Annotated in this window: 21 protein-coding genes; 19 read left to right on the top strand and 2 right to left on the bottom strand. The window is 43.4% G+C overall.

The annotated features are described in order from the left end of the window. The first annotated feature begins 534 nt into the window (after positions 1 to 534). The 8 genes from HMPREF1536_RS05290 (at position 535) to lptB (ending at position 10121) form a co-directional block, all read left to right on the top strand. The gene (locus tag HMPREF1536_RS05290) at positions 535 to 5469 is read left to right on the top strand and encodes a DUF6383 domain-containing protein (RefSeq protein ID WP_028730626.1); all 4935 of its coding nucleotides are present in this window, start codon (positions 535 to 537) and stop codon (positions 5467 to 5469) included. A 275-nt stretch (positions 5470 to 5744) separates the two neighbouring features. Beyond that, positions 5745 to 6203 carry a hypothetical protein gene (locus HMPREF1536_RS05285; RefSeq protein ID WP_225607979.1) on the top strand — a complete coding sequence of 153 codons (459 nt, stop codon included), beginning with the start codon at positions 5745 to 5747 and terminating at the stop codon, positions 6201 to 6203. Between the two features lie 173 nt (positions 6204 to 6376). Continuing rightward, positions 6377 to 6829, top strand: a complete 453-nt coding sequence (locus HMPREF1536_RS05280; protein ID WP_028730628.1) for an HU family DNA-binding protein — start codon at positions 6377 to 6379, stop codon at positions 6827 to 6829. Positions 6830 to 6840: 11 nt separating this feature from the next. Continuing rightward, positions 6841 to 7050 (top strand): hypothetical protein, encoded by a 210-nt coding sequence (locus HMPREF1536_RS05275; protein WP_028730629.1) that lies wholly within the window; start codon positions 6841 to 6843, stop codon positions 7048 to 7050. Beyond that, positions 7031 to 7519: a D-Ala-D-Ala carboxypeptidase family metallohydrolase gene (locus HMPREF1536_RS05270; protein WP_081693463.1), complete on the top strand. Its 489-nt coding sequence runs from the start codon at positions 7031 to 7033 to the stop codon at positions 7517 to 7519. The genes HMPREF1536_RS05275 and HMPREF1536_RS05270 overlap by 20 nt, the downstream gene beginning before the upstream one ends. Then, positions 7516 to 7959 (top strand): hypothetical protein, encoded by a 444-nt coding sequence (locus tag HMPREF1536_RS05265; RefSeq protein WP_028730631.1) that lies wholly within the window; start codon positions 7516 to 7518, stop codon positions 7957 to 7959. The genes HMPREF1536_RS05270 and HMPREF1536_RS05265 overlap by 4 nt, the downstream gene beginning before the upstream one ends. Positions 7960 to 8093: 134 nt before the next feature. Beyond that, entirely contained in the window at positions 8094 to 9263 is a 1170-nt protein-coding gene (locus HMPREF1536_RS05260) for an ATP-binding protein (RefSeq protein WP_028730632.1), read from the top strand. Positions 9264 to 9368: 105 nt separating this feature from the next. Beyond that, a complete protein-coding gene (lptB, locus tag HMPREF1536_RS05255) occupies positions 9369 to 10121 on the top strand; it encodes an LPS export ABC transporter ATP-binding protein (protein ID WP_028730633.1) in 753 nt (250 codons plus the stop codon). Here lptB and HMPREF1536_RS05250 read toward each other — a convergent pair. After that, positions 10118 to 11008, bottom strand: coding sequence for a CPBP family intramembrane glutamic endopeptidase (locus HMPREF1536_RS05250; RefSeq protein WP_028730634.1), 891 nt, complete (start codon positions 11006 to 11008; stop codon positions 10118 to 10120). The two genes, lptB and HMPREF1536_RS05250, sit on opposite strands and share 4 nt — an antisense overlap. Positions 11009 to 11076: 68 nt before the next feature. Further along, positions 11077 to 11322 (bottom strand): RNA recognition motif domain-containing protein, encoded by a 246-nt coding sequence (locus HMPREF1536_RS05245; protein ID WP_028730635.1) that lies wholly within the window; start codon positions 11320 to 11322, stop codon positions 11077 to 11079. Between the two features lie 249 nt (positions 11323 to 11571). Between HMPREF1536_RS05245 and tig the strand changes: the two genes are divergently transcribed. The 11 genes from tig to mutL all read left to right on the top strand — a co-directional run bounded on the left by tig (position 11572) and on the right by mutL (position 26690). Continuing rightward, complete coding sequence (gene tig / locus HMPREF1536_RS05240; RefSeq protein ID WP_028730636.1) at positions 11572 to 12924, top strand: trigger factor; 1353 nt, start codon at positions 11572 to 11574, stop codon at positions 12922 to 12924. Positions 12925 to 13113: 189 nt separating this feature from the next. Beyond that, positions 13114 to 13785, top strand: coding sequence for an ATP-dependent Clp endopeptidase proteolytic subunit ClpP (gene clpP, locus HMPREF1536_RS05235; RefSeq protein WP_028730637.1), 672 nt, complete (start codon positions 13114 to 13116; stop codon positions 13783 to 13785). A 60-nt stretch (positions 13786 to 13845) separates the two neighbouring features. After that, positions 13846 to 15075, top strand: a complete 1230-nt coding sequence (clpX, locus tag HMPREF1536_RS05230) for an ATP-dependent Clp protease ATP-binding subunit ClpX (protein ID WP_028730638.1) — start codon at positions 13846 to 13848, stop codon at positions 15073 to 15075. Positions 15076 to 15105: 30 nt separating this feature from the next. Beyond that, positions 15106 to 17286, top strand: a complete 2181-nt coding sequence (gene recQ, locus HMPREF1536_RS05225) for a DNA helicase RecQ (RefSeq protein WP_028730639.1) — start codon at positions 15106 to 15108, stop codon at positions 17284 to 17286. A 141-nt stretch (positions 17287 to 17427) separates the two neighbouring features. Next, positions 17428 to 18903, top strand: a complete 1476-nt coding sequence (guaB, locus tag HMPREF1536_RS05220; protein WP_028730640.1) for an IMP dehydrogenase — start codon at positions 17428 to 17430, stop codon at positions 18901 to 18903. A gap of 109 nt (positions 18904 to 19012) precedes the next feature. Beyond that, positions 19013 to 20599, top strand: a complete 1587-nt coding sequence (locus HMPREF1536_RS05215; RefSeq protein WP_028730641.1) for a peptidylprolyl isomerase — start codon at positions 19013 to 19015, stop codon at positions 20597 to 20599. A 13-nt stretch (positions 20600 to 20612) separates the two neighbouring features. Next, complete coding sequence (locus tag HMPREF1536_RS05210) at positions 20613 to 21467, top strand: hypothetical protein (protein ID WP_028730642.1); 855 nt, start codon at positions 20613 to 20615, stop codon at positions 21465 to 21467. A 22-nt stretch (positions 21468 to 21489) separates the two neighbouring features. Further along, positions 21490 to 22854, top strand: a complete 1365-nt coding sequence (locus HMPREF1536_RS05205; RefSeq protein ID WP_028730643.1) for a peptidylprolyl isomerase — start codon at positions 21490 to 21492, stop codon at positions 22852 to 22854. Then, positions 22851 to 24476 carry an OstA-like protein gene (locus HMPREF1536_RS05200; protein WP_028730644.1) on the top strand — a complete coding sequence of 542 codons (1626 nt, stop codon included), beginning with the start codon at positions 22851 to 22853 and terminating at the stop codon, positions 24474 to 24476. Before HMPREF1536_RS05205 ends, HMPREF1536_RS05200 begins: the two co-directional genes overlap by 4 nt. Before the next feature lie 25 nt (positions 24477 to 24501). Continuing rightward, on the top strand, positions 24502 to 24807 hold the full coding sequence (locus tag HMPREF1536_RS05195) for a hypothetical protein (RefSeq protein WP_028730645.1): 306 nt from the start codon (positions 24502 to 24504) through the stop codon (positions 24805 to 24807). Further along, positions 24804 to 26690, top strand: coding sequence for a DNA mismatch repair endonuclease MutL (gene mutL / locus HMPREF1536_RS05190; RefSeq protein ID WP_028730646.1), 1887 nt, complete (start codon positions 24804 to 24806; stop codon positions 26688 to 26690). The genes HMPREF1536_RS05195 and mutL overlap by 4 nt, the downstream gene beginning before the upstream one ends. Positions 26691 to 26785: the final 95 nt, after the last annotated feature.

The raw sequence follows: 26785 nt of genomic DNA, 5'->3' as shown, positions 1-26785 counted from the left end.
ATTAACATCTGGATCTTCTGCTCCGGTTCTCCTTTTTACAACCCTTGCCAGGGTGCGGAACGGTCGCTACATATTGCTTAAAAGCAGGCTAAATATCGCCTTTTAACACTCCCCTGAGAAAACTCGAAAAAATGAGTATTGATACACAGTATATTAGGAAACGTGCGCGGGTACATATATATAAATAGAGATAGTTGAAAATTGGATATTATATATTGAATAATAAAGGATAGATGGCGATAATGAACTGACTAGAAAAATCGTTCCTTTTTTTTAGTCATACAAAGGTATAGCTTAATTTTTAATCTGCAATCCTTTTCTGAATTATTTTTACCAACCTATATGCTTTCTTATCAACAGGATAGAAAAACGAGTATGAAATTAGAGCTTTTTTACACGAAAGCAAACCGCCTCCCAAAAAGTGACTAAAAAAAAGGAACGTTTTAGCTAGTCATTTAACATTTGACAACACTAAGTAATCCTTTACAAACAGGCTTTTTAGAAACACTATTATTAATATTAAATTAAAGAATTATGAACAAAAAGTTTTCTACGTTAGTAGCTGCACTGTTAGCTTCGGGTGGATTGTTCTACGCTGTAGACGCAATGATCCTGCCTGCAGGTGACGGGGTGGCTCAAACAATTATGACGACTGTGACTCGCGCTGCAAACGGTACGGTTACCGGATATCTGCTGGGGGTAGCTGATGCCACAGATAACTATGCTACGAACTGGGTCGTAAAAGGAGCTGCTAATAATCAGTATCTGGTTGTTAAAGATGCTCCCTCAGGCGAAGTATGGTATTTGGCTACGGATTATACTGTAAAGAAAGCAACCGGTTCTAATGCACCAGCGGATGCATTGATGCTGACGTTTGATACTAAAAAGTTAAAGATTACTGGTGCTGAGCCAGACACTTGGTTGGGTCTTGATGGAGCAGGTAAGTTTGCAACAACAGGTGCTAACGATACACCAGATTTCAATTATGTTGGGCTGTTTGATGATGATAGAGCTGTAAAGAGTGGCTCTGCATTAGCAGATGAAGAAGTTGCGCTTTGTGTAATTGGTGAAGGGCATGCTGCGCTGACGACTTCACAGAAGGCTGCCACTGTTGACTTTACGAAAGCTGATGTGACCTCTCGATCGGCAGCTACCAGCTACACGAGTTGGGACGCTGGCCAAGCTAATGCTATACCTTTTAAGCTTGAAAAGCTAGATGATGGTACTGGAGCTACGTATAATGCTTTATCTTATACAGTTGGTGAAACTATTTATTATTTGGGTGCTGCCATAGCTCCTGCTGCAGATGGCGGTGAGGTTGACTTATTAACTACGCCGATTAAGGGACAATGTGAGGTAGCTACATCAAGTGCTGGTGTTACATTAGGTGGAGTTAAAATAAAAAACGAGCCAGGAGTTGCTATAACCCTAGCCACTACACCTGGTAGTGGTAATGAAGTTGCTCTTTTCACTACGGCTAATCCTACAAGTGCAGCTCAATCACTTGAAGGTATTGCCAAAGGAAGCACATGCTATCTGGCTGCTGTACCGAATGCAAACTTGAATGGAAGTTCGTTAGATATGGATGGTGATGGTACTTCTATCTCTCCCATCGAGTTTGCCCCAGAAACGATTGAGAAGGGAAATTGTGCAACCATTTCAAGCTTATCAAGCTGTCCTGCCAATCAGGTGATGACCATCGGTGATAACAACACCGTAATGTTTGAAGGCGTTACAACAAAGGCATATTTGACAAATGCAGCTGCTTGGGGTGCTGATGTTAAAAATGCTGCCGCTTTCATAATTGGAACAGACGGGGCTCTGAAATTACAGAATGGTGGTGAGTTCTTGTATAAGAATGGTAGTGATGTTTTAGCTGTAGGCGATGAAGCAGCTGTATCAGGTGCTTCGGGAGTTAAACTCACCGCATACGAAATTGTAAACAACAAAGTAAACACTTTCGCCGCCACCTCATTGGAAGCAGGCAAGCAATACGTATTTGCTGAAGTAACCGATGCTGCTTCAGTTCCGGGCGACCGCGTCACTACAACTGCACAGACGGCTGAAGAGGCAGGTGCTAATGTGGAAGGTATGACAGAGGCCGGTGTACGTGTTGAGAATGGCATGATTACATTTATTCCGGGTAACACCGAAGCAACTGAAATTCCTGCTCCTTTCACGGTTAAATCAACTGATGGCAAGTATTTGCAAACTACAGGTTGGACAGCTGCAAACGAAGTGACGACTCCCGACTCATGGATCCTGAAGGAGAGCAAACTGGTGAACCTGGCTGCTCAAAAAGCAGGCGAAAATGCGATGTATTTAGGTGTTCCGTCAAAAGCTGATGCCTATGCTTTGGTTGTAAAAGACAAAGCTCTGACAGTAACTTACAATGCAACTCAAGGCCTGGTTATTGCCGGAACTGCTACAACTGCTACTCTGTCGACAACCGGCGAAGCTCCTGCTTTGGTTATGACAGGTCAGTTGACTTCTGTCAGCTCAGGTGATATCGTAACGATTTCTGATGGTACAAATTCAGTAGACAACGAATGGAAGATCGTTATCTCTGCTCTGTCAAATGATAATTATAGCTACTCTTTCCTTAAATGCAATGGAAACGGCCAGGCATTATCTCCAAAAGCCTATCTGACAGTAGACGGAGAAACAGACTTTATCGGTAAGATGTATGACGGTTCGTTCTCTTTGCAGACCAAGAACGGTTCATTCCTGAAAGTGGATGCTGGCAAGCTGGTAAGCAATAATGTTCAGACTCCGTTAACACTGTTCAAATTCGATGTGCAGGCTGTACCTACAGCATTCACTGTCGATAAACTTCTGAACGACTTCGGTTCAAGAGTAAGCTTCGGCGTTGCTTTGGGACATAAGTACATCGATGAAGATGGCGATGCAGCCACTAAGGATATCACAACAGGCAATGTATTTGCTGATGCTGATCTGGTACCGGTTAAGTATGTATCTGGAGCAGCTGCTGGCGAACAACTCGTTGAACTTACAGGTGATAAGAATAGCAATGAAAGTGCATTCCTTCTGAAGAGTGGCGACCGCTACATCGTTCTGGAAACTACGAAGGATTCTGAATGGACAAGCATCAAGACTGATTTGAAGAATGGTGGCTACAAATTCACTACTGTAGGCGAAAAGGCTATGCTTGAAATCCTGGCAAACTCCGGTGCATTCAATAAAGGCACTTACGCTCCTTACTTCACATTCTCTTATGACAACGTGAAGAACGAAGGTGGTAAAGGCAAAGCTGTTTATAGCATTGAAGTGAAAGATTACAACCAGGCTTCTTTAGCTACAAAGCTTTTCATCTCTTCTTTCGAAGTGAAGACAGGTGCTCAGAAGGGTGTTTACCTGACTGTTACAAATGATAAAGCTTACTGGGTAGCTGCTGATCTGGGCTTGAATAACCTGGTTAAAGCAAAGAGCGACAACAGCCCGTTGAACTATACATATGTAAATATCGAGTTCGCTAACCATCCGTCTATTAAGGACAAAAATGGTAAAGTATTGAACGGCCGTGTTCCGAGTGCTGATGTCAAGGAAACTGCCGACAAATCTGAAATGCTGTTCAACAAGCCGGAAGGACAATGGATTGTAAATGTAGACGGCCAGAGCGGTGAGTTGAACAAGAAGGGTGTTGCCGGTCTGAAAGATGCAACAAGCTTCACATTCGTAAACCGTGAAAGTGGCAAGACATTTACTGTTAACACTATGTATTACTTAGGCGATAACAAGTATGCAGTATCTTCTTCTTCATTGTTTGCCGCTGGTGCAACTCGTGATACTATGATCATCACAGGAGTTAAAGATCTCAAAGCCGGAACCATGCAGCGCGACGGTTATGCAGATCTGAAAGCATTGGATGTACAGGACGAACAGTTCCGTCTGTTGGTTGCTTCTACAGAAGAAGACTATTATGTAGGTGAAAACCATACAGCTAAGAGTCACTTCCTGGGCTTGTCTCACAACGAAGAAGCAGCAGTGAATTGGAGAATCGTTCCGTTGACAGGTGCTCGCGAATTTGATAAGGACGGCTTCCTCAAGACGGCTTCCGACTCAATCTATACATTCCGTTATCCGCAGTATTTCAAAGATGATAAATTGTTCAGCAAGAACGATACAATCGCTATCATCGGTTATGCATTGCAGAATACGGCTAACGACGAATATCTGACTTACGAAAATCCGCAGACTACAACAACTCTGTCTATGATCTGTGACCCGAACTTCAAGTCATTCAAGACTACGAAAGATGTCTCTAAAGCTTATCGTTTCGTATTGAAAGAAAAAGCTACTGATCTGTACAATATCGTAAGTGTAAATGGTGGCGTTGAGTATGATAAGGATGGATATCCAGAAGGATCGAATGCAAATCCGTTCACACTGGGTTCTAGCAAACTGTATGGTGCAACCACACTGACAAAACAGGGTGCTGTAGAAGTTGAAAAGATCTATGAGAAAATCAACTCTAACGACCTGTTCAAAGTACAGAAGTTAGGTGCTCCTGAATATCGTCTGCAGAGCATGGGTGATACGATCCGCATCTTCCGTGATGAAAACGAATACGATCAGATGTTTGAAAATGGTGAATTCCTGAACCTGGGTAACAAGGCTCAGTTGACAACTATGGCTCCTGCCCTGTATGTTGACACAGCTTATGTAAAACGTGGTAACAACAACCGTTATCAGTATCTGTTGGTTGTTAATCCGGAATATAAGGCTGCAACATTCGACAATGCTAACCACCTGTTAACACCGGATACAACTTACGGTCGCTTCCTGGTTAACCTGGTTGACACAGCAAATGTAGCTTACCAGAACGGTGCTATCCATGCTAACAAGTATATCAACGATACTGAAGCAGGCGAACCGTATGCTAAGTTAGGTTTCGTATATGGTTTCCGCACAGCAGACAAACTGTATATCACTGACAAGAACTATAAGAAGAGTGCGAAAGCATCTGATGTAATCGACCTGGGCACAAGCGACTTCAACACCGCTAAGTTCGCCTTCCGTTACATCGATCCGATCAACCACGAAGCCGACGGTTCATTCAAGATCCAGACAGGTTACTACGACTATAACGCTTACATCGCTAAGAACAAACAGCCGGAAGTAGCAAACAATGGTTACCTGAAGAACATCAACGGTGTAGTAGTTGTAGCTGAAGGTTACGAAGCAGGTGACAAGTTTGATCTGGCAGCAGAACACTCAAACCCGACAGCTAACGAAGGTATCAACACTTCTGAAGTATCAGTAATTGCTAAAGAAGGTGAAGTTGTTATCAACGGTGCAGCCGGCAAGACAGTAGTGATCACGAATGTTCTTGGTCAGACAATCGCCAGCACAGTTCTTTCTTCCGACAACGCTACTATCTCTGCTCCTGCAGGTGTAGTTGTAGTAGCCGTAGAAGGTGAAGCAGCTGTAAAAGCAATCGTAAAATAAGTAACTATTTATAATCAATAAATTTAAATTTGACTGCGCGGTTGTTTCTATGCATTTTTAATCAATCAACCAATTACCCCGTGAGGGCGAACAAGCGGTCGATATTAATACTAAAGTAATGAAATAAAGTTCTTCTGTTCTACCTCTGTGAAGAGTGAAAACAGACAAAAAAGCAAGCCCCGGGGATTAAGTTCTTCGGGGTCTTGTGTTCTAACCACTTTATCTTGTTTAGTGGCTTTGGGGGTTGAAGGAGTAATCAGCCTTCTCTAAATGTTATGAAAAAGTTATTAATGGCATTGCTGGGTGCCCAACCAGCTCTTTGTGTTTATCAGAAACATGTGAATAATTTGTTGCCGGAGGAAAGGGAGGTCTTTTATAAGGATTCCTTTGCTTTGGCTTTCTCAGATTGGAGAAATCTGAGTCCGGCGTATCGTGATTTTTTTGTTAGCCTGATCAAAAGTGAACGTCAGCGTTTTATCGATTTCGTGCGCAATGACACTGTTTTAGGAGAGTTTCTTTACGACGTGAAGGATGAAGCTTTGTTTATCCGTATCTTGAATCTGTTGGAACAACCGGAGAAAAAGCGTAAAACATCTTATACGAATCTGGCCTTTTCTGTTGAACTTGGATTTAATATCGTTTTGAAAGTTAAATCTTTATCGGACAAAATTCGATTCGCAAGAGCGGAAACCGATGATTTGTATGAGTTGTTTCAGAAAATCTCGATAGAATAAGATGTTAAAAGATTAGATTACAGAAAAGCAACGAGATTGTGAAAATCGGTAGGCTGTCGAATTTTATGTTTTGAAAATCAGTCTATTCGTCTATGATATCGTTGCTTTTTGTCCCTTTTCTGCTGCCATACCTTTGCAGTGTACTTAATTATTCACTTAAAACATTTTTAATTATGGCACAAGGGTATAAGTTGGTTCTGCGCCCGTCGGAACCGGGAAACAAGGAGTCAAAGAAGTTGTATTATGCTGTGTCGAAAAGTACCGGTTTTACCGATTTGAGACGTTTGTGTAAACTGATTGCCGCTCGAAGTACGGTTTCGAGTGCTGATGTGAAAGCTGTACTCGATAACCTGAATTATATCCTGGATCTGGAGTTGCAGGATGGGCGTATCGTACAGTTAGGGGAATTCGGCAATTTTCGTATTACCGTCGGCAGCGAAGGGGTGGAAGATACGAAGAAGTTTACTGCTTCAATGATCCGTGCTCCTAAAATTGTGTTCACTCCCGGCTTTGATTTGCGCGAGACAAAAAAGACAATGGGGTATTCATTGATCGTCCCGGAGAAGGAAAAGAGCGAGAATCCCGGAGGTGGAAGCGGAGAGGATGACCGTCCTGTAATCGAGTAAACGATCGGAGGATGAAAAGGGTGAACATCCAACTGGTAATGGCCGTGCTGCTTTGTGCAGCCGGCCTTACACTGGTCTTTTCCGGTTTCTGGGTTGCTCCGGCCGGTGAAATACACAACAGTGTGTTAGTAGCTTTCGGGGAGATCAGTACGTTTGCCGGAGCATTGTTTGGAGTTGATTATTCATATAAAATAAAAAAGAATGAAAATGAAAGAGTGTGAGTTTCCAATGATAGACAGGTCATTGACAATGGCACAGCGTGCATGGCGAGGAAAGCATCGGGATTGGATCAGTGATCATTTTTATATGGGAGAGTTTATTTACAGTGCGGTGGCTGTTGAGCGGGGACTGGATAATACGCCGCCACCAGAAGCACAGAAGGCGATCAGAAACCTGGTTACTAAATTACTGGAGCCACTCAGGGAACACGCAGGTGTTGCTACCGGGATGCATATATCGAGCGGATACCGCAGTGAAGAACTGAATCGCCTGGTGGGCGGTGTCGAAAATTCGCAACATCTGACAGGTGAGGCGACAGATATTTATACGTTCGGCAGTTGCCGTTTGCTGGAAGCTCTACAGCAAAGCCGGCTGAATTTCGATCAGGCTATTTATTACCGCCGTCGCGGTTTTATCCATTTGTCGTTGAAAGTGAAAGGTAAGAACCGCCGTCAAGTAATAATTAAATGAGAACCGCTATTTTTTTATTGATTATTGTAGCAGGATTGTCCGGCTGTGCATCGCGTAATCCCGGGAGCCGGGAGCAATATTACACATATGCCGATTCTGTTTCGCATACACAGTTGGATACATCCTGTCTGCAATTTAACCGGAATACGCAATTACGCATCAGCTCCAGGTTGAAGGAATATTCATTTTCACCACCGGACAGTGCAGGGCGTCAGTTTGTGGAACGTATTGTTTATGCTGCTGAAGAATGGGAAATGGCTGATTCGACAGACTTGTTATCTGTTTCTGCCAATACAGTTACCGGGCAGCGTGCAACTTCATCCGTTTCTGTCCGACAGGAAGTGATAAAGCATAAAACGAATCGGATTGTCTGGTGGGTATTAATTCCAATCTTGATCATTTTAGTCTGTCTGGTACGAAAATTACGACGGATAAAATAGATAGCTTCTTAGGTGAGTGAAGTTGTCTTTTTAGATTCTTTTGCTTGTTTTGCACTCTTATAGTGCAATTTTCTGTTTGTTTTGCACTGTGAGAGTGCATTTTTTATTATATTTGTCCAATAAATTGTATGGATATGGACAGGTTATTGAGTTATTATTATAAGTTGTTACGTGAGTTGCATTCCGATTTTTTGCGTTACATCTATTTTAAAATCGATTGGAATAGCCGGATGATTGGTTTAACCGGTCCCAGGGGGGTAGGGAAAACTACATTGATCCTTCAGCATATAAAAAAGGACCTGAATCCGGATGAAGCTATTTATGTTACAGCGGAGGATTTTTATTTTGCAGATAATAAGCTGTTAGATTTAGCTGATGAATTGGTGAAAAAAGGTATTAAGTACTTATTTATTGATGAAATCCATAAATATAAAGATTGGTCGAAAGAACTAAAGCTGATTTATGATTATCACCCGGAGTTGAAGGTCCGATTTACTGGTTCGTCTGTCCTGGATATAAATAAAGGAGCATCAGATTTGAGTCGGAGGGCAGTCATGTATCGGATGCAAGGCTTATCATTTAGAGAGTATTTACAACTATTTCATCATATTCCGGCTACTATTTATACGCTGAATGAAATTATTACCCATCAGGTTGAGGTTTCCGGTTTAGAACATCCGTTACCTTTTTTCGAGGATTATTTGAAAAAAGGCTATTATCCGTTTTCGATGGAAGATGGTTATGATATAAGGTTACGTCAAATTATCAATCAGACGTTGGAGTCGGATATTCCTCAATATGCAGATATGAATGTCTCAACAGGGCGTAAATTGAAACAATTACTTGCTATTATATCAAAAAGTGTTCCGTTTAAACCGAATTTTAGTAGTATTGCAATCATGCTTGGAGCCAGTCGAAATAATATTGCTGATTATTGTCTCTATATAGAAGAAGCTGGCTTAATTTCTCAATTGCGTGATAATACGGGGGGAATTCGTGGATTAGGCAAGGTGGATAAAATATTTCTGGATAATACGAATTTAATTTATAATCTGGTTCAGGATATTCCAAATATAGGAAATATTAGGGAGACATACTTTTTTAATCAGATGAGGGTAAATTATGATGTTATAACTTCTGATATTTCGGATTTTCAGATTGATGAAATGACTTTTGAAGTCGGGGGAAAAAATAAGGGGCAGAAGCAACTTCAAGGTGTAGAAAAGGGTTTCGTGGTAAAGGATGGTATAGAATTTGGTTATGCGAATATTGTTCCGCTTTGGCAATTTGGAATGAGTTATTAGTATTTGTCTGGTTCTATTCTTTGGATGAGGTTGATTTAAGAAATGATAATAGTCTTGTGGAAAACTAATTAATTCCGTTTCTTTGTACCCGTAAATAAGTAGGATATGGCAGACGAACAACAGATGGTGCTCCGCACGGAGGACCTGGTGAAGAAGTATAGAACACGTACGGTGGTGAACCATGTTTCCATTAATGTGAAGCAAGGGGAGATTGTAGGATTGCTCGGCCCTAACGGGGCGGGAAAGACAACGACATTCTATATGACTGTTGGTCTGGTTACTCCTAATGAGGGGAAGATCTTTCTGAATGATATGGAGATAACCAAGTTTCCGGTTTATAAACGTGCCCGTAATGGTATCGGTTATCTGGCCCAGGAAGCTTCCATTTTCCGGAAAATGACGGTAGAGGATAATATCCGTTCGGTATTGGAGATGACGGATACTACTCCCGAATACCAGAAGGATAAACTGGAAAGCCTGATTGCCGAGTTCGGTTTGAATAAGGTTAGAAAGAACCTGGGTGACCAGTTGTCCGGGGGAGAACGCCGCCGTGCCGAGATTGCCCGCTGTCTGGCTATCGATCCGAAGTTTATCATGCTCGATGAACCGTTTGCCGGTGTAGACCCGATCGCCGTACAGGATATCCAGACAATCGTAGCCAAATTGAAACATAAGAATATCGGTATCCTGATCACCGACCATAATGTGTATGAAACCCTGAGTATCTGCGACCGCGCTTATCTGTTGTTTGAAGGAAAGGTTCTTTTCCAGGGTACGGCCGAACAGCTTGCCGAAAATGAGATCGTTCGTGAAAAGTACCTGGGTAAAGACTTCGTTCTGAGAAAAAAAGATCTTTAATTTGTCATCCTTTTGATCTGTTGGGTACACAGGTAAAATAACAACAGGGTTACGATAGCCAATGCCGAGTATGGCAACAGGTACGTATCTGAAATATCTCCTGTAATAAACTCATTTTCTTTCAGGCGGTCGTCCGACATGCTGATAACAGCAAAGGCGTTATTGACGAAATGGGCAAATACAGGGATCCAGATATTTCTGCTCCAATATAACAGATATCCGAAATAGGCTCCCAGTAATATGCGGGGGAGAAATCCGTAGAATTGCATGTGGAAAGCGCTGAATATGATCGCTGCTGTCCAGATCACAATATGATGGTTCGATGTCCATTTCCCGATGATCCGTTGCAGGGCGCCGCGGAAAAGAAACTCTTCGGTAATACCTGCCATGACGGCTACCACCAACAGATTCGCTAACAGGTTCATCAAACCGTCGCCGGATAGAAGCATATTCGTCAGTTGTTCGGCAAGTGCTTCCTGTGCTTTCATCCAGTTTTCGACAGGAGCCATAAAGGTGGGCAGAACCATCTGTTTGTTGAGTAATGCTGTCAGAGTGATTGCTGGCGACATCAGGAACATGCTGATAAGTACCAGGAACAGTATCTTGATATCCGGGCTTTTTTTCATCCAAAGATATTCTCCCGGGGTGGGGCTGCATAACCAGGCTACTGCAAGTGAAGGAAACAGGAATGTTCCGATCGCGGAAATCAATTGCATGAACCGCATCGCATCCGGATTTTGCATGAGATTACCCGATGCACCGTACAACAGGAAACAACTCCCCGTTCCGATCAGGGATGACAGAATGCCCCCGAACAACAGGAATAGTAACAGAAGCAATAATTGAAACGTGGCCGGTTTACCGGCGTATATACCTTTTAATATCATATGTACAGTCATAAAAAAACTTCTGCCAAAGATAGCAGAAGTTTTTATTTCTTCCAGGATAATGTAGATTATGCTCTCGGTCTGGCTTCTTTTACTACCATCTGGCGGCCTTCATATTCTGCTTCGTTCAATTCGGCGATAGCCTTCTTCGCTGCGGCATCGTCCGGCATTTCAACGAATGCAAAACCTTTAGATTTTCCGGTTTCACGGTCGATAATGATTTTTACAGAATCTACAACTCCGTATTCTTCCATTACTTGTTTTAAATCTTCTTCCCGAACACGATAGTTCAGGTTACCAATGTAAATGTTCATAAAAATAGAAATAATTAAAAAATAAAATTGTTACTTATGAAAGTGGTAAACCGGAGTTTGCGATCCTTTCACTTTACAAAGGAATACAATAATTTTAGATAAACAACATTTTGCGATAAAAAAAATAATCCGTGTCTAAATTAGGCTTGCTTATAACAAATTAAGTAAACAATTTGCGAGATTGAAAGAATAACTCTAATTTTGCAGCCTAAAATTCGATACGACTATTAATTAAATAAATCATTCAGAATGAACGTTTCGCTTAAGAACATTGATGCCGTAAGTGGTATTGTGAAATTAGAAATAGTGAAGGCTGACTATGCTGAACAGGTTGAAAAGAGCCTGCGCAACTTCCGTCAGAAAGCAAATGTACCGGGTTTCCGTAAAGGAATGGTACCGATGGGTATGGTAAAAAAGATGTATGGAAAACATGTATTGGTTGAAGAAGTAAACAAGTTGGTTTCTGAAAATCTTTTCAGCTATATCCGCGAAAATAAATTGAATATACTGGGCGAACCGATGCCTAACGAATCAGAACAAAAGCCTATTAATTTTGATACGCAGGAAGATTTCGAGTTTTGTTTCGATGTAGCTTTGGTTCCCGAAATCAATATTACACTGAGCAAGGGCGACAAACTTCCGTATTATGAGGTTGCTATCGATGACGAAATGCTGAACCAGCAGATCGATGCATATACAGCAAACTTCGGTACTTACGACAAGGCTGACGAGGTAGAAGAAAAGGATATGGTGAAAGGTACTGTAGCCGAACTTGAAAACGGTTCTCCGAAAGAAGGTGGTATCGTTGTTGAAGAAGCTGTACTGATGCCGGCATATATGAAGGATGAAGCTGAAAAGGCTAAATTCGTAGGTGCAAAGGTTAACTCTGTGGTCGTATTCAACCCGAACAAGGCTTATGAAGGTGCAGAAGCTGAAATCGCTTCCTTCCTGAAAGTTGATAAAGAAGCTGTTGCTGGTATTACCGGTGATTTCAGCTTTGAAATTACAGAAATTACCCGTCACCAAAAGGCTGAGATGAATCAGGAATTGTTCGATAAGGTATTCGGCGAAGGTGTAGTTACCAGCGAAGAAGAATTTAAGAGCAAGATCAAGGAAGCATTGACAGACCAGTTCACTCCGCAGAGCGACTATAAGTTCCTGTTGGACGCTCGTGAAGTATTGGTGCAGAAAGCCGGTGAAATGAAGTTTGCCGACGATATGCTGAAACGCTGGTTGGTTGCTGCTAACGAAAATACTACAGCTGAAAAAGTTGAAGAAGATTTCCCTAAGATGATTGAAGACCTGAAGTATCAGTTGATCAAAGAAAATCTGGTGAAGTCAAATAACCTGAAGGTAGAAGATGCAGATATCGAAGCCTTCGCAAAACGTGTGGCACAGGCTCAGTTTGCACAGTACGGTATGCTTTCCGTTCCGGAAGATGTATTGGCGAACTATGCTAAAGACATGTTGAAAAATAAACAGACTTTGCAGAACATTATCGATCGCGCAGTTGAAGAAAAGCTGGCTGCATGGTTGAAAGAACAGGTGGAACTGGATGTAAAAGAAGTTTCAACTGAAGAGTTCAGCAAACTCTTTGAATAATATTATCCTTCTGAAACCATAGTAAACACTATGGTTTTAACAAGAAAAAGGGTTTTCTCTCTAAAAAATATCTTACCGGATAGCAAATAAGTTGTTTCTTTCAGAAATTTATTTATAACTTTGTTATTCCGATAAGTCAGAGGGGAATCCCTTTTTTTATGACTTCCGGTAATATAAAAATAATAGATTATGGACGATTTTAGAAAGTATGCAACGAAACATTTGCGGATGAACGGCAATGCGCTGGATAGTTATATGAATATCACCAGCAGTTATATTTCTCCGACAATTATCGAAGAACGTCAGCTGAATGTTGCGCAGATGGACGTATTTTCCCGCCTGATGATGGACCGTATCATCTTCCTGGGTACCCAGGTCGATGACTATTCGGCTAACGTGATCCAGGCGCAATTATTATATCTGGATTCAAGCGACCCCGGCAAAGATATATCTATTTATATTAACTCTCCGGGCGGCTCCGTTTATGCAGGTTATGGTATTTATGATACCATGCAGTTTATCGGATGCGACGTATCGACGATCTGTACAGGTATGGCGGCTTCTTTTGCTGCCGTATTGCTGGTTGCCGGTACAAAAGGTAAACGTATGGCTCTTCCGCATTCACGTGTGATGATCCATCAACCTCTGGGCGGTGTACAGGGACAGGCTTCGGATATCGAGATCACAGCTCGTGAAATCCTGAAGGTGAAAAAGGAACTGTATACTATTATTTCCGATCATTCAGGTAAACCTTACGATGAGGTAGAGCGTGATAGCGATCGCGACTACTGGATGACAGCCGAAGAAGCGAAAGCTTATGGTATGGTTGATGAAATCCTGGTTCGTGAGAAGAAGAAATAACAAAAACAGAGACAGGGCTTCGGCCTTGTCTTTTTAGACAATCAAAAAAACAAATATTCTATGGCCAAAACAGGCGACTTTTGTACGTTTTGCGGACGAAGCAGTCGGGACGTTAACATGCTGATTAATGGAATATCCGGTGCTATCTGTGATGAATGCGCGCAGCAAGCGTACGAAATTGTAAAAGAACAAAAACCTGCAAAGAAAAGTGCTTTAGGACTTGAGCAGACAGAATTACCGAAACCTGGGGACATAAAAACATTTCTGGATCAATACGTGATCGGACAGGATGATGCAAAACGTTATCTTTCCGTTTCGGTGTATAACCATTACAAGCGATTGCTTCAGAAAGTGACCTCGGATGATGTGGAGATCGAGAAGTCTAATATCATTATGGTCGGAGCCACCGGTACAGGGAAAACGTTACTGGCGCGTACCATTGCAAAGTTGCTGCACGTGCCGTTTGCAATCGTAGATGCGACAGTGCTGACTGAAGCCGGTTATGTGGGAGAAGATATAGAGAGTATCCTGACTCGTCTGTTGCAGGCGGCTGATTATGATGTAGACGCAGCCCAGAGAGGGATCGTTTTTATTGATGAGATAGATAAGATTGCACGCAAGAGTGATAATCCGTCTATAACCCGTGATGTAAGTGGAGAAGGAGTACAGCAGGGGTTATTGAAATTACTGGAAGGTTCGATTGTGAATGTTCCGCCGCAGGGTGGAAGAAAGCATCCTGAACAGAAAATGATAGCGGTAGATACAAAGAATATCCTCTTTATCTGTGGTGGGGCATTTGACGGTATAGAAAAGAAGATCGCGCAGCGCTTGAATACACGCGTTGTTGGATATTCCGCCAGCAAAGATACAGCCCAGGTAGACCGGAATAATTTCTTGAAATATATTACGCCGACCGACCTGAAGTCGTTTGGTCTGATTCCTGAAATTATCGGTCGTCTGCCTATTCTGACTTATCTGAATCCGCTTGACCGGAGCACGCTTCGCAGCATTCTGACAGAGCCGAAAAACTCTATTATCAAACAATATGTGAAGTTGTTTGAAATGGATTCCATCAAACTCTCGTTCGATGAGGATGTTTACGAGTATATCGTGGATAAGGCTTTGGAGTTTAAGCTGGGAGCCCGTGGCCTGCGTTCGATCGTTGAGGCTATCATGATGGATGCTATGTTCAGCATGCCTTCAGAAAAGAAAAAGAAACTCCATGTAACACTGGAGTATGCGAAGGAGAAGTTTGAAAAATCAGATGTAAACCGTTTGCAGATAGCGTAAATGCCGGCGGTTTGTAAAATATAAATAAGTATGGCGAAGAAGGATAGTTTAACTGAGCATTTAAAGACTCATTTTGGTTTTGATACCTTTAAAGGGAATCAGAAAGCAATTATTGAAAATGTGCTGGCCGGGAATGATACTTTCGTATTGATGCCGACCGGTGGAGGTAAGTCCCTCTGTTACCAGTTGCCTTCGGTTATGATGGAGGGTACAGCGATCGTTATATCTCCTCTGATTGCTCTGATGAAAAATCAGGTGGATGCCATGCGTAATTTCTGCGAGGAAGATGGTGTAGCTCATTTTATTAATTCTTCACTGAACAAGTCGGCTATCGACCAGGTGAAGGCTGATATAATGGCAGGCCGGACGAAGTTATTGTATGTTGCCCCTGAGTCGCTGACAAAGGAAGAGAATGTCGATTTCCTGCGAAATGTAAATATTTCATTTTATGCAGTGGACGAAGCTCATTGTATCTCTGAATGGGGACATGATTTCCGTCCGGAATATCGCAGGATACGTCCTATTATTAATGAAATAGGAAAGCGTCCGCTGATAGCGCTTACGGCGACTGCTACTCCGAAAGTACAACATGATATCCAGAAAAACCTGGGTATGATAGATGCCTCAGTTTTCAAATCCTCCTTTAACCGTTCTAATTTATATTACGAAATTCGTCCGAAAGGCGCGAATATAGACCGCGAGATTATTAAGTATATTAAGGCCAACGAAGGTAAATCGGGTATTGTCTATTGTTTAAGCCGCAAGAAGGTGGAAGAGTTTGCCGATATTCTGAAAGCAAACGGGATCAAGGCGCTTCCTTATCATGCCGGAATGGATTCTCAACAACGGTCGGGAAATCAGGATGCGTTCCTGATGGAGAAAGCAGACGTTATTGTGGCTACTATTGCATTCGGTATGGGAATCGATAAGCCGGATGTGCGCTATGTGATCCATTATGACATACCCAAGAGCCTCGAAGGTTATTACCAGGAAACAGGCCGTGCCGGCCGTGATGGCGGCGAAGGGCAGTGTATTGCATTCTATGCATACAAAGACTTACAGAAACTGGAGAAATTCATGCAGGGTAAACCGGTAGCGGAGCAGGAGATCGGGAAACAGTTGTTGCTTGAAACAGCTGCTTACGCCGAAACATCCGTATGCCGCCGTAAGGTTCTGCTGCATTACTTCGGAGAGGAGTACCTGGAAGAAAATTGTGGAAATTGTGATAATTGTTTGAACCCCCAAAAGCAAGTGGAAGCGAAAGAATTGTTGAGTGCGGTACTTGAAGTGATAAGTACTTTAAAAGAAAAATTTAAGGCAGATTATATTGTCAATATGCTGGTCGGAAATGAGACCTCCGAAATACAATCTTATAAACACAATGACCTGGAAGTCTTCAGTTCCGGTACGGATGAAGACGAAAAGACATGGAACGCCGTTATTCGTCAGGCGCTGATAGCCGGTTATCTGACTAAAGATATCGAGAATTACGGTTTGCTGAAAATTTCTCCGAAGGGGAAAGATTTCATGAAGAAGCCGGTATCGTTCAAGATAACGAAAGATAACGAGTTTGAAGATGAGGAAGAAGAAGTACCTGTACGTGGTGGAGCTACCTGTGCAGTCGATCCTATTCTGTACTCGATGATGAAGGATTTGCGGAAGAAACTCTCCAAACGCCTGGAAGTACCTCCTTTCGTAATATTCCAGGATCCGTCGCTGGAAGCAATGGCTACCACTTATCCGGTAACATTGGATGAATTGCAGAATATTCCGGGTGTAGGTGCCGGAAAAGCTAAACGCTACGGCCAGGAATTTATTACGCTGATCAAAAAACATGTAGAAGAAAATGAAATCGAGCGGCCGGAAGACCTGCGTGTACGTACTGTCGCTAATAAGTCGAAACTGAAGGTGTCTATCATTCAACGGATCGATCGTAAGGTTGCCCTGGATGAAATTGCTTTGACAAACGGGCTTGAATTTAACGATCTGTTGGATGAGATTGAAGCAATCGTTTATTCGGGAACGCGTATCAATATCGACTATTTCTTAAATGATGTCATGGATGAAGATCATATTGAAGATATTTACGAATACTTCAAAGATTCTGAAACCGATGACCTGGAAGATGCGATCGAAGAGCTGGGTAACGATTATACCGAAGAAGAGATCCGTCTGGTACGTATTAAATTTTTGTCGGAAATGGCTAATTAATACATTCGCTGTCTTCGCCTGAATAAAAATGGCTCCCTTCCCGGAAACAAACAGGAAGGAAGCCATTTTTGTTTTTTATCGTTGCATAATATCAGGAAAAACCGTATATTTGCGCGCAATAATTTTTAAAGCATACGTTTTATGTCATTTATTGCAGACAGGTTAGTTATGGACGGATTAACATTCGATGATGTATTGTTGATCCCGGCTTACTCAGAAGTTCTTCCCCGAAATGTCGACCTTTCGACAAAGTTTTCACGAAACATCACATTGAATATCCCGATGGTATCGGCGGCCATGGACACGGTTACCGAGGCAAAGATGGCTATTGCTATTGCCCGCGAAGGTGGTATCGGCGTTATTCATAAGAATATGACGATCGCTGAACAGGCCAAGCAGGTTCAAAGCGTTAAGCGTGCAGAGAACGGAATGATTTACGATCCCGTAACGATCACGAAAGGAAAACGTGTTGCCGATGCGCTGGCTATGATGGCGGAATATAAGATCGGCGGTATACCTGTTGTAGACGAAGGCGGTTATCTGGTAGGTATCGTAACCAACCGTGACCTGCGTTTTGAAAGAGATATGAACCGTTCGATCGATGAGGTGATGACGAAAGAAAACCTGGTGGTGACAGATCAGTCTACCGACCTGGAAGCTGCCGCCCAGATCCTTCAGAAACATAAAATCGAGAAACTACCGGTTGTGGACAGCCATAATAAACTGATAGGGCTCGTTACTTATAAAGATATTACAAAGGCAAAAGATAAGCCTTCTGCCTGTAAGGATGCCAAAGGCCGTCTGCGTGTGGCAGCCGGAGTTGGTGTGACATTCAATACATTCGAACGTGTGGCTGCATTGGTTGAAGCCGGTGCCGATGCGTTGGTTATTGATACGGCTCACGGTCATTCCAAAGGAGTGGTGGATGTGTTGAAGCAAATCAAGGCCCAATATCCGGGTATCGACTGTGTGGTAGGTAATATCGCTACCGGAGATGCAGCCAGATATCTGGCTGATGCAGGAGCCGATGCCGTTAAGGTGGGTATCGGGCCGGGTTCTATCTGTACAACCCGTGTGATTGCAGGAGTGGGAGTACCCCAGTTGTCGGCTATCTATGATGTGGCAAAAGCATTGAACGGAACAGGTATTCCTTTGATTGCCGATGGCGGACTTCGTTATTCGGGAGATATTGTAAAAGCGATTGCTGCCGGAGGATCGTCTGTGATGATGGGTTCTCTGTTGGCTGGTGTGGAAGAATCACCGGGCGAAACGATTATCTTTAACGGACGTAAGTTTAAATCATACCGTGGTATGGGATCGTTGGAAGCAATGCAGAAAGGTTCGAAAGACCGTTATTTTCAGGATGTGGAAGACGACGTGAAGAAACTGGTTCCGGAAGGAATTGCCGCCCGTGTTCCTTATAAGGGTTCTTTGTTTGAAGTGATCTATCAGATGGTAGGTGGTCTGCGTGCCGGTATGGGCTATTGCGGAGCGCATAATATTGAAGAGCTTCATAAAGCTAAATTTACCCGTATCACGAATGCCGGTGTACAGGAAAGTCATCCGCACGACGTGGCAATTACGCAGGAAGCACCCAATTATAGCCGGGGCGAATAATAAATGCGGGTAATCACCGTTATATAAAAAACACTAATTTAATCAGATGGCATACTTTTTGAGGATGTTGTCCGTTAGATTAGTGTTATTTTTGTAATGTCTACGTAGTATGATAAACGGATTTTTGATGAAAAAGTTACTTGTATTATCTTTGGTATTCGCTTGTTTAACGGGAGAAGCGCGTAATTTGCCTGACTCTGTAGTGATGACTGTGGCCGGGAAACAGGTTCCCCTTGCGGAATTTGTCTTTATGGCTAAGAAAAACGGTGAAGTGAATTTGGCTGATCGTAAGTCTCTGGAGAATTATGTGGAACTGTATAAGAACTTCAAACTGAAGGTGGCCGATGCAGAAGCCGCCGGACTTGATAAAACAAAAGACTTTACTGATGAGCTGGAAGGATACCGCGCACAATTGACATCAAGTTATTTATCTGATAAAGACGGTGAGGAAGCTGCTGTTCGTGTAGAATACGACCGTCTGGGAGAAATACTGGAATTAAGCCATATCCTGTTCCGCTTGCCGGCTCAGACTGTTTCGAAAGATACGGTGGCCGTTTATGAAAAGGCCTTGGAGGCATATGAACGTATTAAGAACGGGGAAGATATCGCGGCCGTTGGAAGCGAACTCTCGAAGGAAGACCCCGAACAGATAGGTTATGAATATACCCGTTGCCTGTTGCCGATGCAAACCATAAAGGCGTTTGAAAATGCCGCTTATGCAATGAAGCCGGGTGAATTATCGATGCCTGTACGTACTACCCTGGGTTTCCACCTGATAAAACTGATTAGCCGCAAACCGAATCCGGGTATGCGTCATGTCGCTCATATCCTGATCCCGTTTAAGCAGGATTCGGTTACACGCAGCGATAGCGAGACGCTGGCTTTAGCAGAAGAAGTCTATAAAAAAGCACAAAACGGAGCAGACTTCGGTGAGTTGGCACAAGAATATTCTACCGATGGTGCATCCGCGAGAAAGGGAGGCGAACTACCCTGGTTTGGCGTTGGCGAAATGGTTGAACCATTCGAAAAGGCTGCTTTTGCCTTGACGACTCCCAATGAATTGTCCCAGCCGATAAAGACCCGTTTCGGCTACCATATCATCAAACTGCTTGGAAAGAGCGGTATCCCTTCTTTCGAGGAAAAAAAGAAAACCTGGTCAAAAATAATGGCACAGGGTGAACGTAATTTTGAATATTATCAGGCTTTCGACGAACGTTTGAAGAAAGAATACGGATATGTTTTCTATCCGGAAGCATATAAGGAAATGGTCGCGCTTTGTAATGATAACTTCCCGACTGACAAGGAGTTCTACGAAAAGGCAAAGGATATGAACAAAACGTTGTTCCATCTGGCCGATACGGATTTCCCGCAGAGTGAGTTTGCTTATTATATCCAGCGTTGTCCGTTCTCCACAAAAACGTATGCGGGTGATTTTATGCAGGAAGTATTCGATCTCTTTATCCGCGACATCGTTACGACTGCCGAACGTAAAAATCTGATGACAAAGCACCCGGAATTCACACATTTGATGCAGGAATACCGCGACGGCATTTTGTTATTCAACATCAGCAACCAGAAGGTATGGAGTAAACCGGCCGCCGAACAAACCACCCTCGAAGAAGAGTGGGTGAAACAGTTGGCGAAGGAGTATCCTGTTACGATTAATTGGAAATTGTTGAAAAAACTAAAGAAATAAGAAAGAGAAGGTTATGAAGTATTGCTTCATTTTTATAGCATTCGTATCTTTGCTGTGTTCTTGTAAACGGACGCAGCAAACAGACGATGCGGATGTGCTGGTAAGAGTGAAGGACCGGACGCTGAAACGTTCGGAAGTGGTTAGTCTGATTCCGCGGGGGACGTCCTCTGCGGATAGTTTGTTATTAGCCGAAAGCTTTGTAAAGAAGTGGGTGAAAGATGCCCTGGTTTATGAAGTCGCTCAGCGGAACCTCGGGAATGAAAAGGAAGAGGTCGACAAGCTTGTGGAAGAATACCGCCATTCGCTGATCCGTTACCGTTATCAGGAACGATTGATAAAAGAAAAACTGTCGGCTAATATCCGCGAGAGCGATAAGCTGAACTATTATGAAGAGAATCAGAAAAAGTTTACACTCGATAAGGCCCTGATCAAAGGTCTTTTCCTGAAGATACCGGTGGATGCGCCCGGTCTTTCGGAGCTAAAAGGGTGGTACAAATCGTCTTCTGAGGCCTCTTTGGAAAAAATTGAGAAGTATAGTGTGCAAAATGCCACTATTTATGACTACTTTTACGACAAATGGGTGGACTTCGACGAGGTGATGGATAATATCCCCGTTCATGTGTCCGATCCGAACGCTTATCTGAAAGCGAACAAATTTGTGGAAGTAGCCGATAGTAGTTATTGCTATTTGCTGAATATCAAGGAGTCATTGCCGGTGGGAAGTGTCGCTCCTTATGATTACGCCAGTCCACAGATCATGGAAATGCTTATCAATCAGCGGAAAGTAGATTTTTTGAAGACGTTTGAAGAAGAATTATATAATGATGCAGTCAGAGGAGGTGATGTGAAATTTTATACAGAACCGTAATTTGTAACTTATAAAGGTAGATATGATGAAAAAGATTTTAACTGTATTCTTTCTTGCCTGCTTATCTTGTGCGGCAATGGCACAGGATAATGTGATTGATGAAATAGTGTGGGTGGTAGGAGATGATGCGATCTTACGTTCGGACATAGAGACGCAACGTTTGTATATGCAAAACGAAGGCCAGCGGCTGGATGGCGATCCCTATTGTGTGATTCCGGAACAGATGGCAATACAGAAGCTGTATCTGAACCAGGCGAAGATCGACAGTATCGAAGTGGGGGAAGGACAGATAATCCAGGCTGCAGACCAGTGGGTTAACTGGGCGATCAACCAGATCGGATCGAGAGAAAAAGTAGAAGAATATTTCGGAAAGAAAATCTCGCAGATCAAGGATGAACGTAAAGACATGATCCGCGAACAACAGGTGACCGATGAAATGAAGCGGAAACTGATCGGTGAGATCAAGCTTACACCGTCGGAGATCCGTAAGTTCTATAACCAGTTGTCGAAAGATAGTTTGCCGACTATCCCGACTACGGTAGAAGTACAGATCATCACATTCGAACCGAAGATCCCGTTCGATGTAACCGATGCTATTAAAGCCCGTCTGCGTGATTTTACCGAACAGATCAATAGCGGCAAGATGGAGTTTTCGACCCTGGCCCGTTTGTATTCGGAAGATCCGGGTTCGGCTGCCAGAGGCGGTGAACTGGGTTTCATGAGTAAGACCGACTTGCTGCCGGAGTTTGCCAATGTCGCTTTCAACCTGTCTGATTCGAAACGTGTATCGCAGATCGTGCAGACTGAATATGGCTATCATATCATCCAGTTGATCGAAAAACGTGGTAACCGTATCAATTGCCGTCATATCCTGCTGAAGCCGAAAGTTTCCGAAAAGGAACTGACTGAAGCTACTGTTCGTATGGACTCTTTATATAACGACCTGCAGGCAAACAAATTTTCATTCGAGGAAGCGGCCACCTTCGTATCATACGACAAGGATACCCGTAATAACAAAGGGTTGATGGTGAACCAGAATCATGAAGGAAACAACTTTGGTACGCCTAAGTTCGAAATGCAGGAACTTCCGCAGGAAGCTGGTAAGGTAATTTATAACATGCAGGTAGGTGAGATATCCAAACCGTTTACCATGATTACCGACAAGCAGAAGGAAGTAGTTGCTATTGTTAAGTTGAAGTCCCGTACCGAACAACATAAAGCAAACCTTTCTGATGACTTCCAGGCTATGAAGAATCTTGTGGAACAACAGAAAAGAGAAGAATTATTGAATGACTGGATCAAGAAAAAACAAAAGACTACGTATGTCCGTATTGCTGAAGGATGGCGTAACTGTGATTTCAAGTATCCGGGTTGGGTGAAAGAATGAAAATTGTAAATAAGTTTTTTCTTACAGGGCTATTCTGTCTGCTGACTGTTTGTGTATTTGCACAAACGCAGGATTCTATTTCCGTCAGGCAGGGAGAAACACTGATGGCTGATACTGTCACAACTAAGAAAACAAAGGTATTCCTCGAGCATGCCAATACATTGTCTTTTGATAAGGAAGTGAATGCCGATGCGCAGTTTCTGCAAGGCGATGTATGTTTTCGTCACGACAGTTCATATATGTATTGCGACAGCGCTTACTTTTTTGAAACGACCAATTCGCTGGAAGCTTTCAGTAATGTAAGGATGGAGCAAGGGGATACGTTGTTCGTGTATGGTAACTATCTGTTTTACGACGGAAATACCCAGATCGCCTATCTGCGTGAAAATGTTCGTATGGAGAACGGGCAGGTAACGCTCTTTACCGATAGTCTGAACTATGAGCGTATTCCGGATATCGGATATTACTTCGATGGCGGTCTGATCGTCGATTCTCTGAATCAACTTTCGTCATTTTACGGACAGTACTCCCCGACAACCAAACTGGCTATATTCAATGATAGCGTTCGTCTGGAAAATCCGAATTTTACGTTGTATTCAGATACGCTTCATTACGATACCGAGTCGAAGATTGCGACCATACTGGGGCCTTCCATTATCGTTTCGGATAGTGGAACAATCCATTCTTCCCGTGGATGGTACAACACGGAAACGAATACATCCTTGTTGCTGGATCGTTCCGAAGTCTATTCGGGAAACAGAGTGCTGATCGGCGATTCGATCTCATATAATCAGGATGCCGGTTTCGGGGAAGCATTCGGGAATATGTGTCTGCGGGATACCGCACAGAAGGTTATCCTGGAAGGTCAGTACGGTTTTTATAATGAACGGACGGAGTACGCTTTTGCTACCGATAGTGCCCGTTTCATGGAATATTCGCAGGGGGATACTTTGTATCTGCATGCCGATACGCTTGAAATGGCGACGCTCGATTCGACAGCCCGTGAGATAAAAGCTTTTCACGGTGTACGTTTCTACCGTATCGATATGCAGGGCGTTTGCGACTCGATGCAGTTCAATACCCGCGATTCCGTATTATATATGTATGATAATCCGGTTTTGTGGAATGAGCAGTATCAGTTATACGGAGATACGATTGAAATTTATATGAATGACAGTACGATCGATTATGCGCACGTTATACAATTCGCGTTTGCCGTGCAGCATCTCGATTCGAGTTATTATAATCAACTGAAAGGAAATGACCTCAAAGCTTACTTTGAAGGTCAGACTGTCCGGCAGATCGATGTGGAGGGGAATGCGGAGTCGATCTATTACCCGTTGGAAGGTGATGGGGCCAAGATCGGTCTGAATGAAACCAAGAGTGGATTCCTCACGATCTGGGTAAAGGATAATAAACTCGAGAAGTTGAAGATATGGCCTACTCCGCTAGGTAATCTTACACCGATACCTGACCTGAAGCCGGAACAGAAAACACTGAAGGATTTTTACTGGTATGACTACCTGCGTCCGAAAAATAAAGATGATATCTATAATGTAGTGAAGAAGAAAGTGGAAGATGCGCCGGTTAGAGGTAACAGTAAATTCAGGCATGAGCAATAGTATTCACTATTAAATTAGTTAAGTTATGGCACTTTTCTCATTTTATAATATGCGTAAGCCCCGTCAATATGAGCATAAGCCGATTTATTGGGATCCCCATAAAGAGGCTATGGAGGAACGCGTGCGTAAAATAAAACGCGAGATGGGAGTGGAGGAATCACTGGAAGAATATAAGCCGCAGATAAAAGGAACCTTTGTCGAAGGTACTTCACATCTGAAGAAAAGCCTGGACAGGGGAGACAATGCACGTAGCCGTACGTATAAGAGCGTTAAGCTGATCGTTGCAATTGCTGTATTAGGTGCATTATTCTGGTATTTATTTTGGTCATGAGCGATATAATTCATTTACTCCCCGATAGTATAGCCAATCAGATAGCGGCCGGTGAAGTCATTCAACGGCCTGCTTCCGTTGTAAAGGAACTGGTTGAAAATGCGATCGACGCGGGAGCCGGTCATATACAAGTGAATATCAAGGATGCCGGACGTACATTGATCCAGGTGATCGATGACGGGAAAGGTATGTCCGAAACGGATGCCCGCATGGCGTTCGAACGGCATGCCACTTCGAAGATATCTTCGGCTGAAGACCTCTTTTCCCTGCATACAATGGGATTTCGCGGGGAAGCCCTGGCCTCGATTGCCGCTGTCGCCCATGTGGAGTTGCGCACCCGCCTGCAAGGTTCCGAACTGGGAACGAAGCTTTCTATGGCAGGTTCGACCCTGCAGGATATCGAGCCCGATGCCTGTACCGAAGGTAGTATCTTCTCTATAAAGAATTTGTTTTTTAATGTGCCGGCCCGGCGTAAGTTCCTGAAATCGAACGAGACTGAGTTCCGTAATATAATCAATGAGTTCGAACGGATCGCATTGGTTAATCCTCAGGTGGCGTTAGGGCTGAATCATAATGATACCGAGATATTTAATCTGCCGGAATCCGGTTTGCGCCAGCGTATTATAAACGTGTATGGCAAAAGCCTGAACCAAAAGTTGCTTTCTGTGGATGCACAAAGCTCGTTGGTTACCATTTCCGGTTTTGTAGGCCGTCCCGACTCTGCCAAGAAGCGGGGAGCCCTGCAATATTTCTTCGTGAACGGACGTTTCATGAAGCACCCATACTTTCATAAGGCTGTCATGCAGGCTTATGAACAGTTGATCCCTCCCGGCGAACAACCCAACTATTTTATCTATTTCACGCTTGATCCTTCTACGATCGATGTAAATATCCATCCGACCAAGACCGAGATTAAATTTGAGAACGAGCAACCTATCTGGCAGATACTGATGGCTGCAACCCGTGAGGCACTGGCTAAGTCGAGTGCCATCCCTACCATCGATTTTGATGTGGAGGACGCGATCGATATCCCGGTCTATAATCCGGTAAAAGAAGCGGATGGTTTCAAAGCGCCTTCCGTGCAACTCGATTCCGGTTATAACCCGTTCAAGAGTTCTTCATCATCGTATGCTCCCCCATCCTCTTCTTCTCCAAAGAAGTCGGAGTTCGATTGGTCTCAACTCTATCAGGGGTTTGAGAGCGACCGGGATGCCGTGCGTAAAGACCTTGAAATGATGGGAGAAGTGCTGGACACGGAACAGGATGAGTTGGCGGAACCTGTTAAAATGGCTGTCGGTGGAGAAGCTTTGTTTGCAGAAACGGCTACACCTTGTTATCAGTATAAGGGACGTTATATTATCACAGCCCTCAAATCGGGTTTAGCGTTGATCGACCAGCACCGGGCGCATGTCCGTATCCTGTTCGACCAGTACCTGAATAATATCCGTCAGCAGAAAGGAGCATCCCAGCAAGTGTTGTTTCCGGAAATAATCGAGTTTACGGCAGCAGAGGCCGCTGTCTTGCCGGTATTGCTGGAGGATATGCGTTTTATCGGTTTCGATCTTTCTAACCTGGGGAATAACAGCTATGCCATCAATGGCCTGCCTGCGGGACTCGAAAATGTAGATCAGATCGTTTTGATAAAGGATATTGTCAGCCGTGCCATAGAGACGGGCTGCGAAGTACACGAGGAGATTTGTGAGTCGATTGCTTTGGCTCTGGCTAAAGCGGCTGCCATCCGTCCGGGAAAAGTGATGTCTGCCGATGAAATGGATCACCTGATAGCGACTCTCTTCTCCTGCCCGGATTCAAACCTGACACCTGACGGGAAAACAATCGTTTCGATGTTGACCGACGAGGAACTTGAGAAACGGTTTAAGTAACCGGAAGAGAAAAAGATATCCCTTTTTGAGAAGGGCTATGGGCATGTTACTTTTCTGATCGCCTGCCAGCATTAGGGAAAGTTTCATGCCTTTTT

This window comes from Parabacteroides gordonii MS-1 = DSM 23371 (assembly GCF_000969825.1).
Lineage (GTDB): Bacteria > Bacteroidota > Bacteroidia > Bacteroidales > Tannerellaceae > Parabacteroides > Parabacteroides gordonii.
The sequence above is the reverse complement of the archived record's forward strand: the minus strand, read 5'-3'. Positions and strand labels throughout refer to the sequence as shown.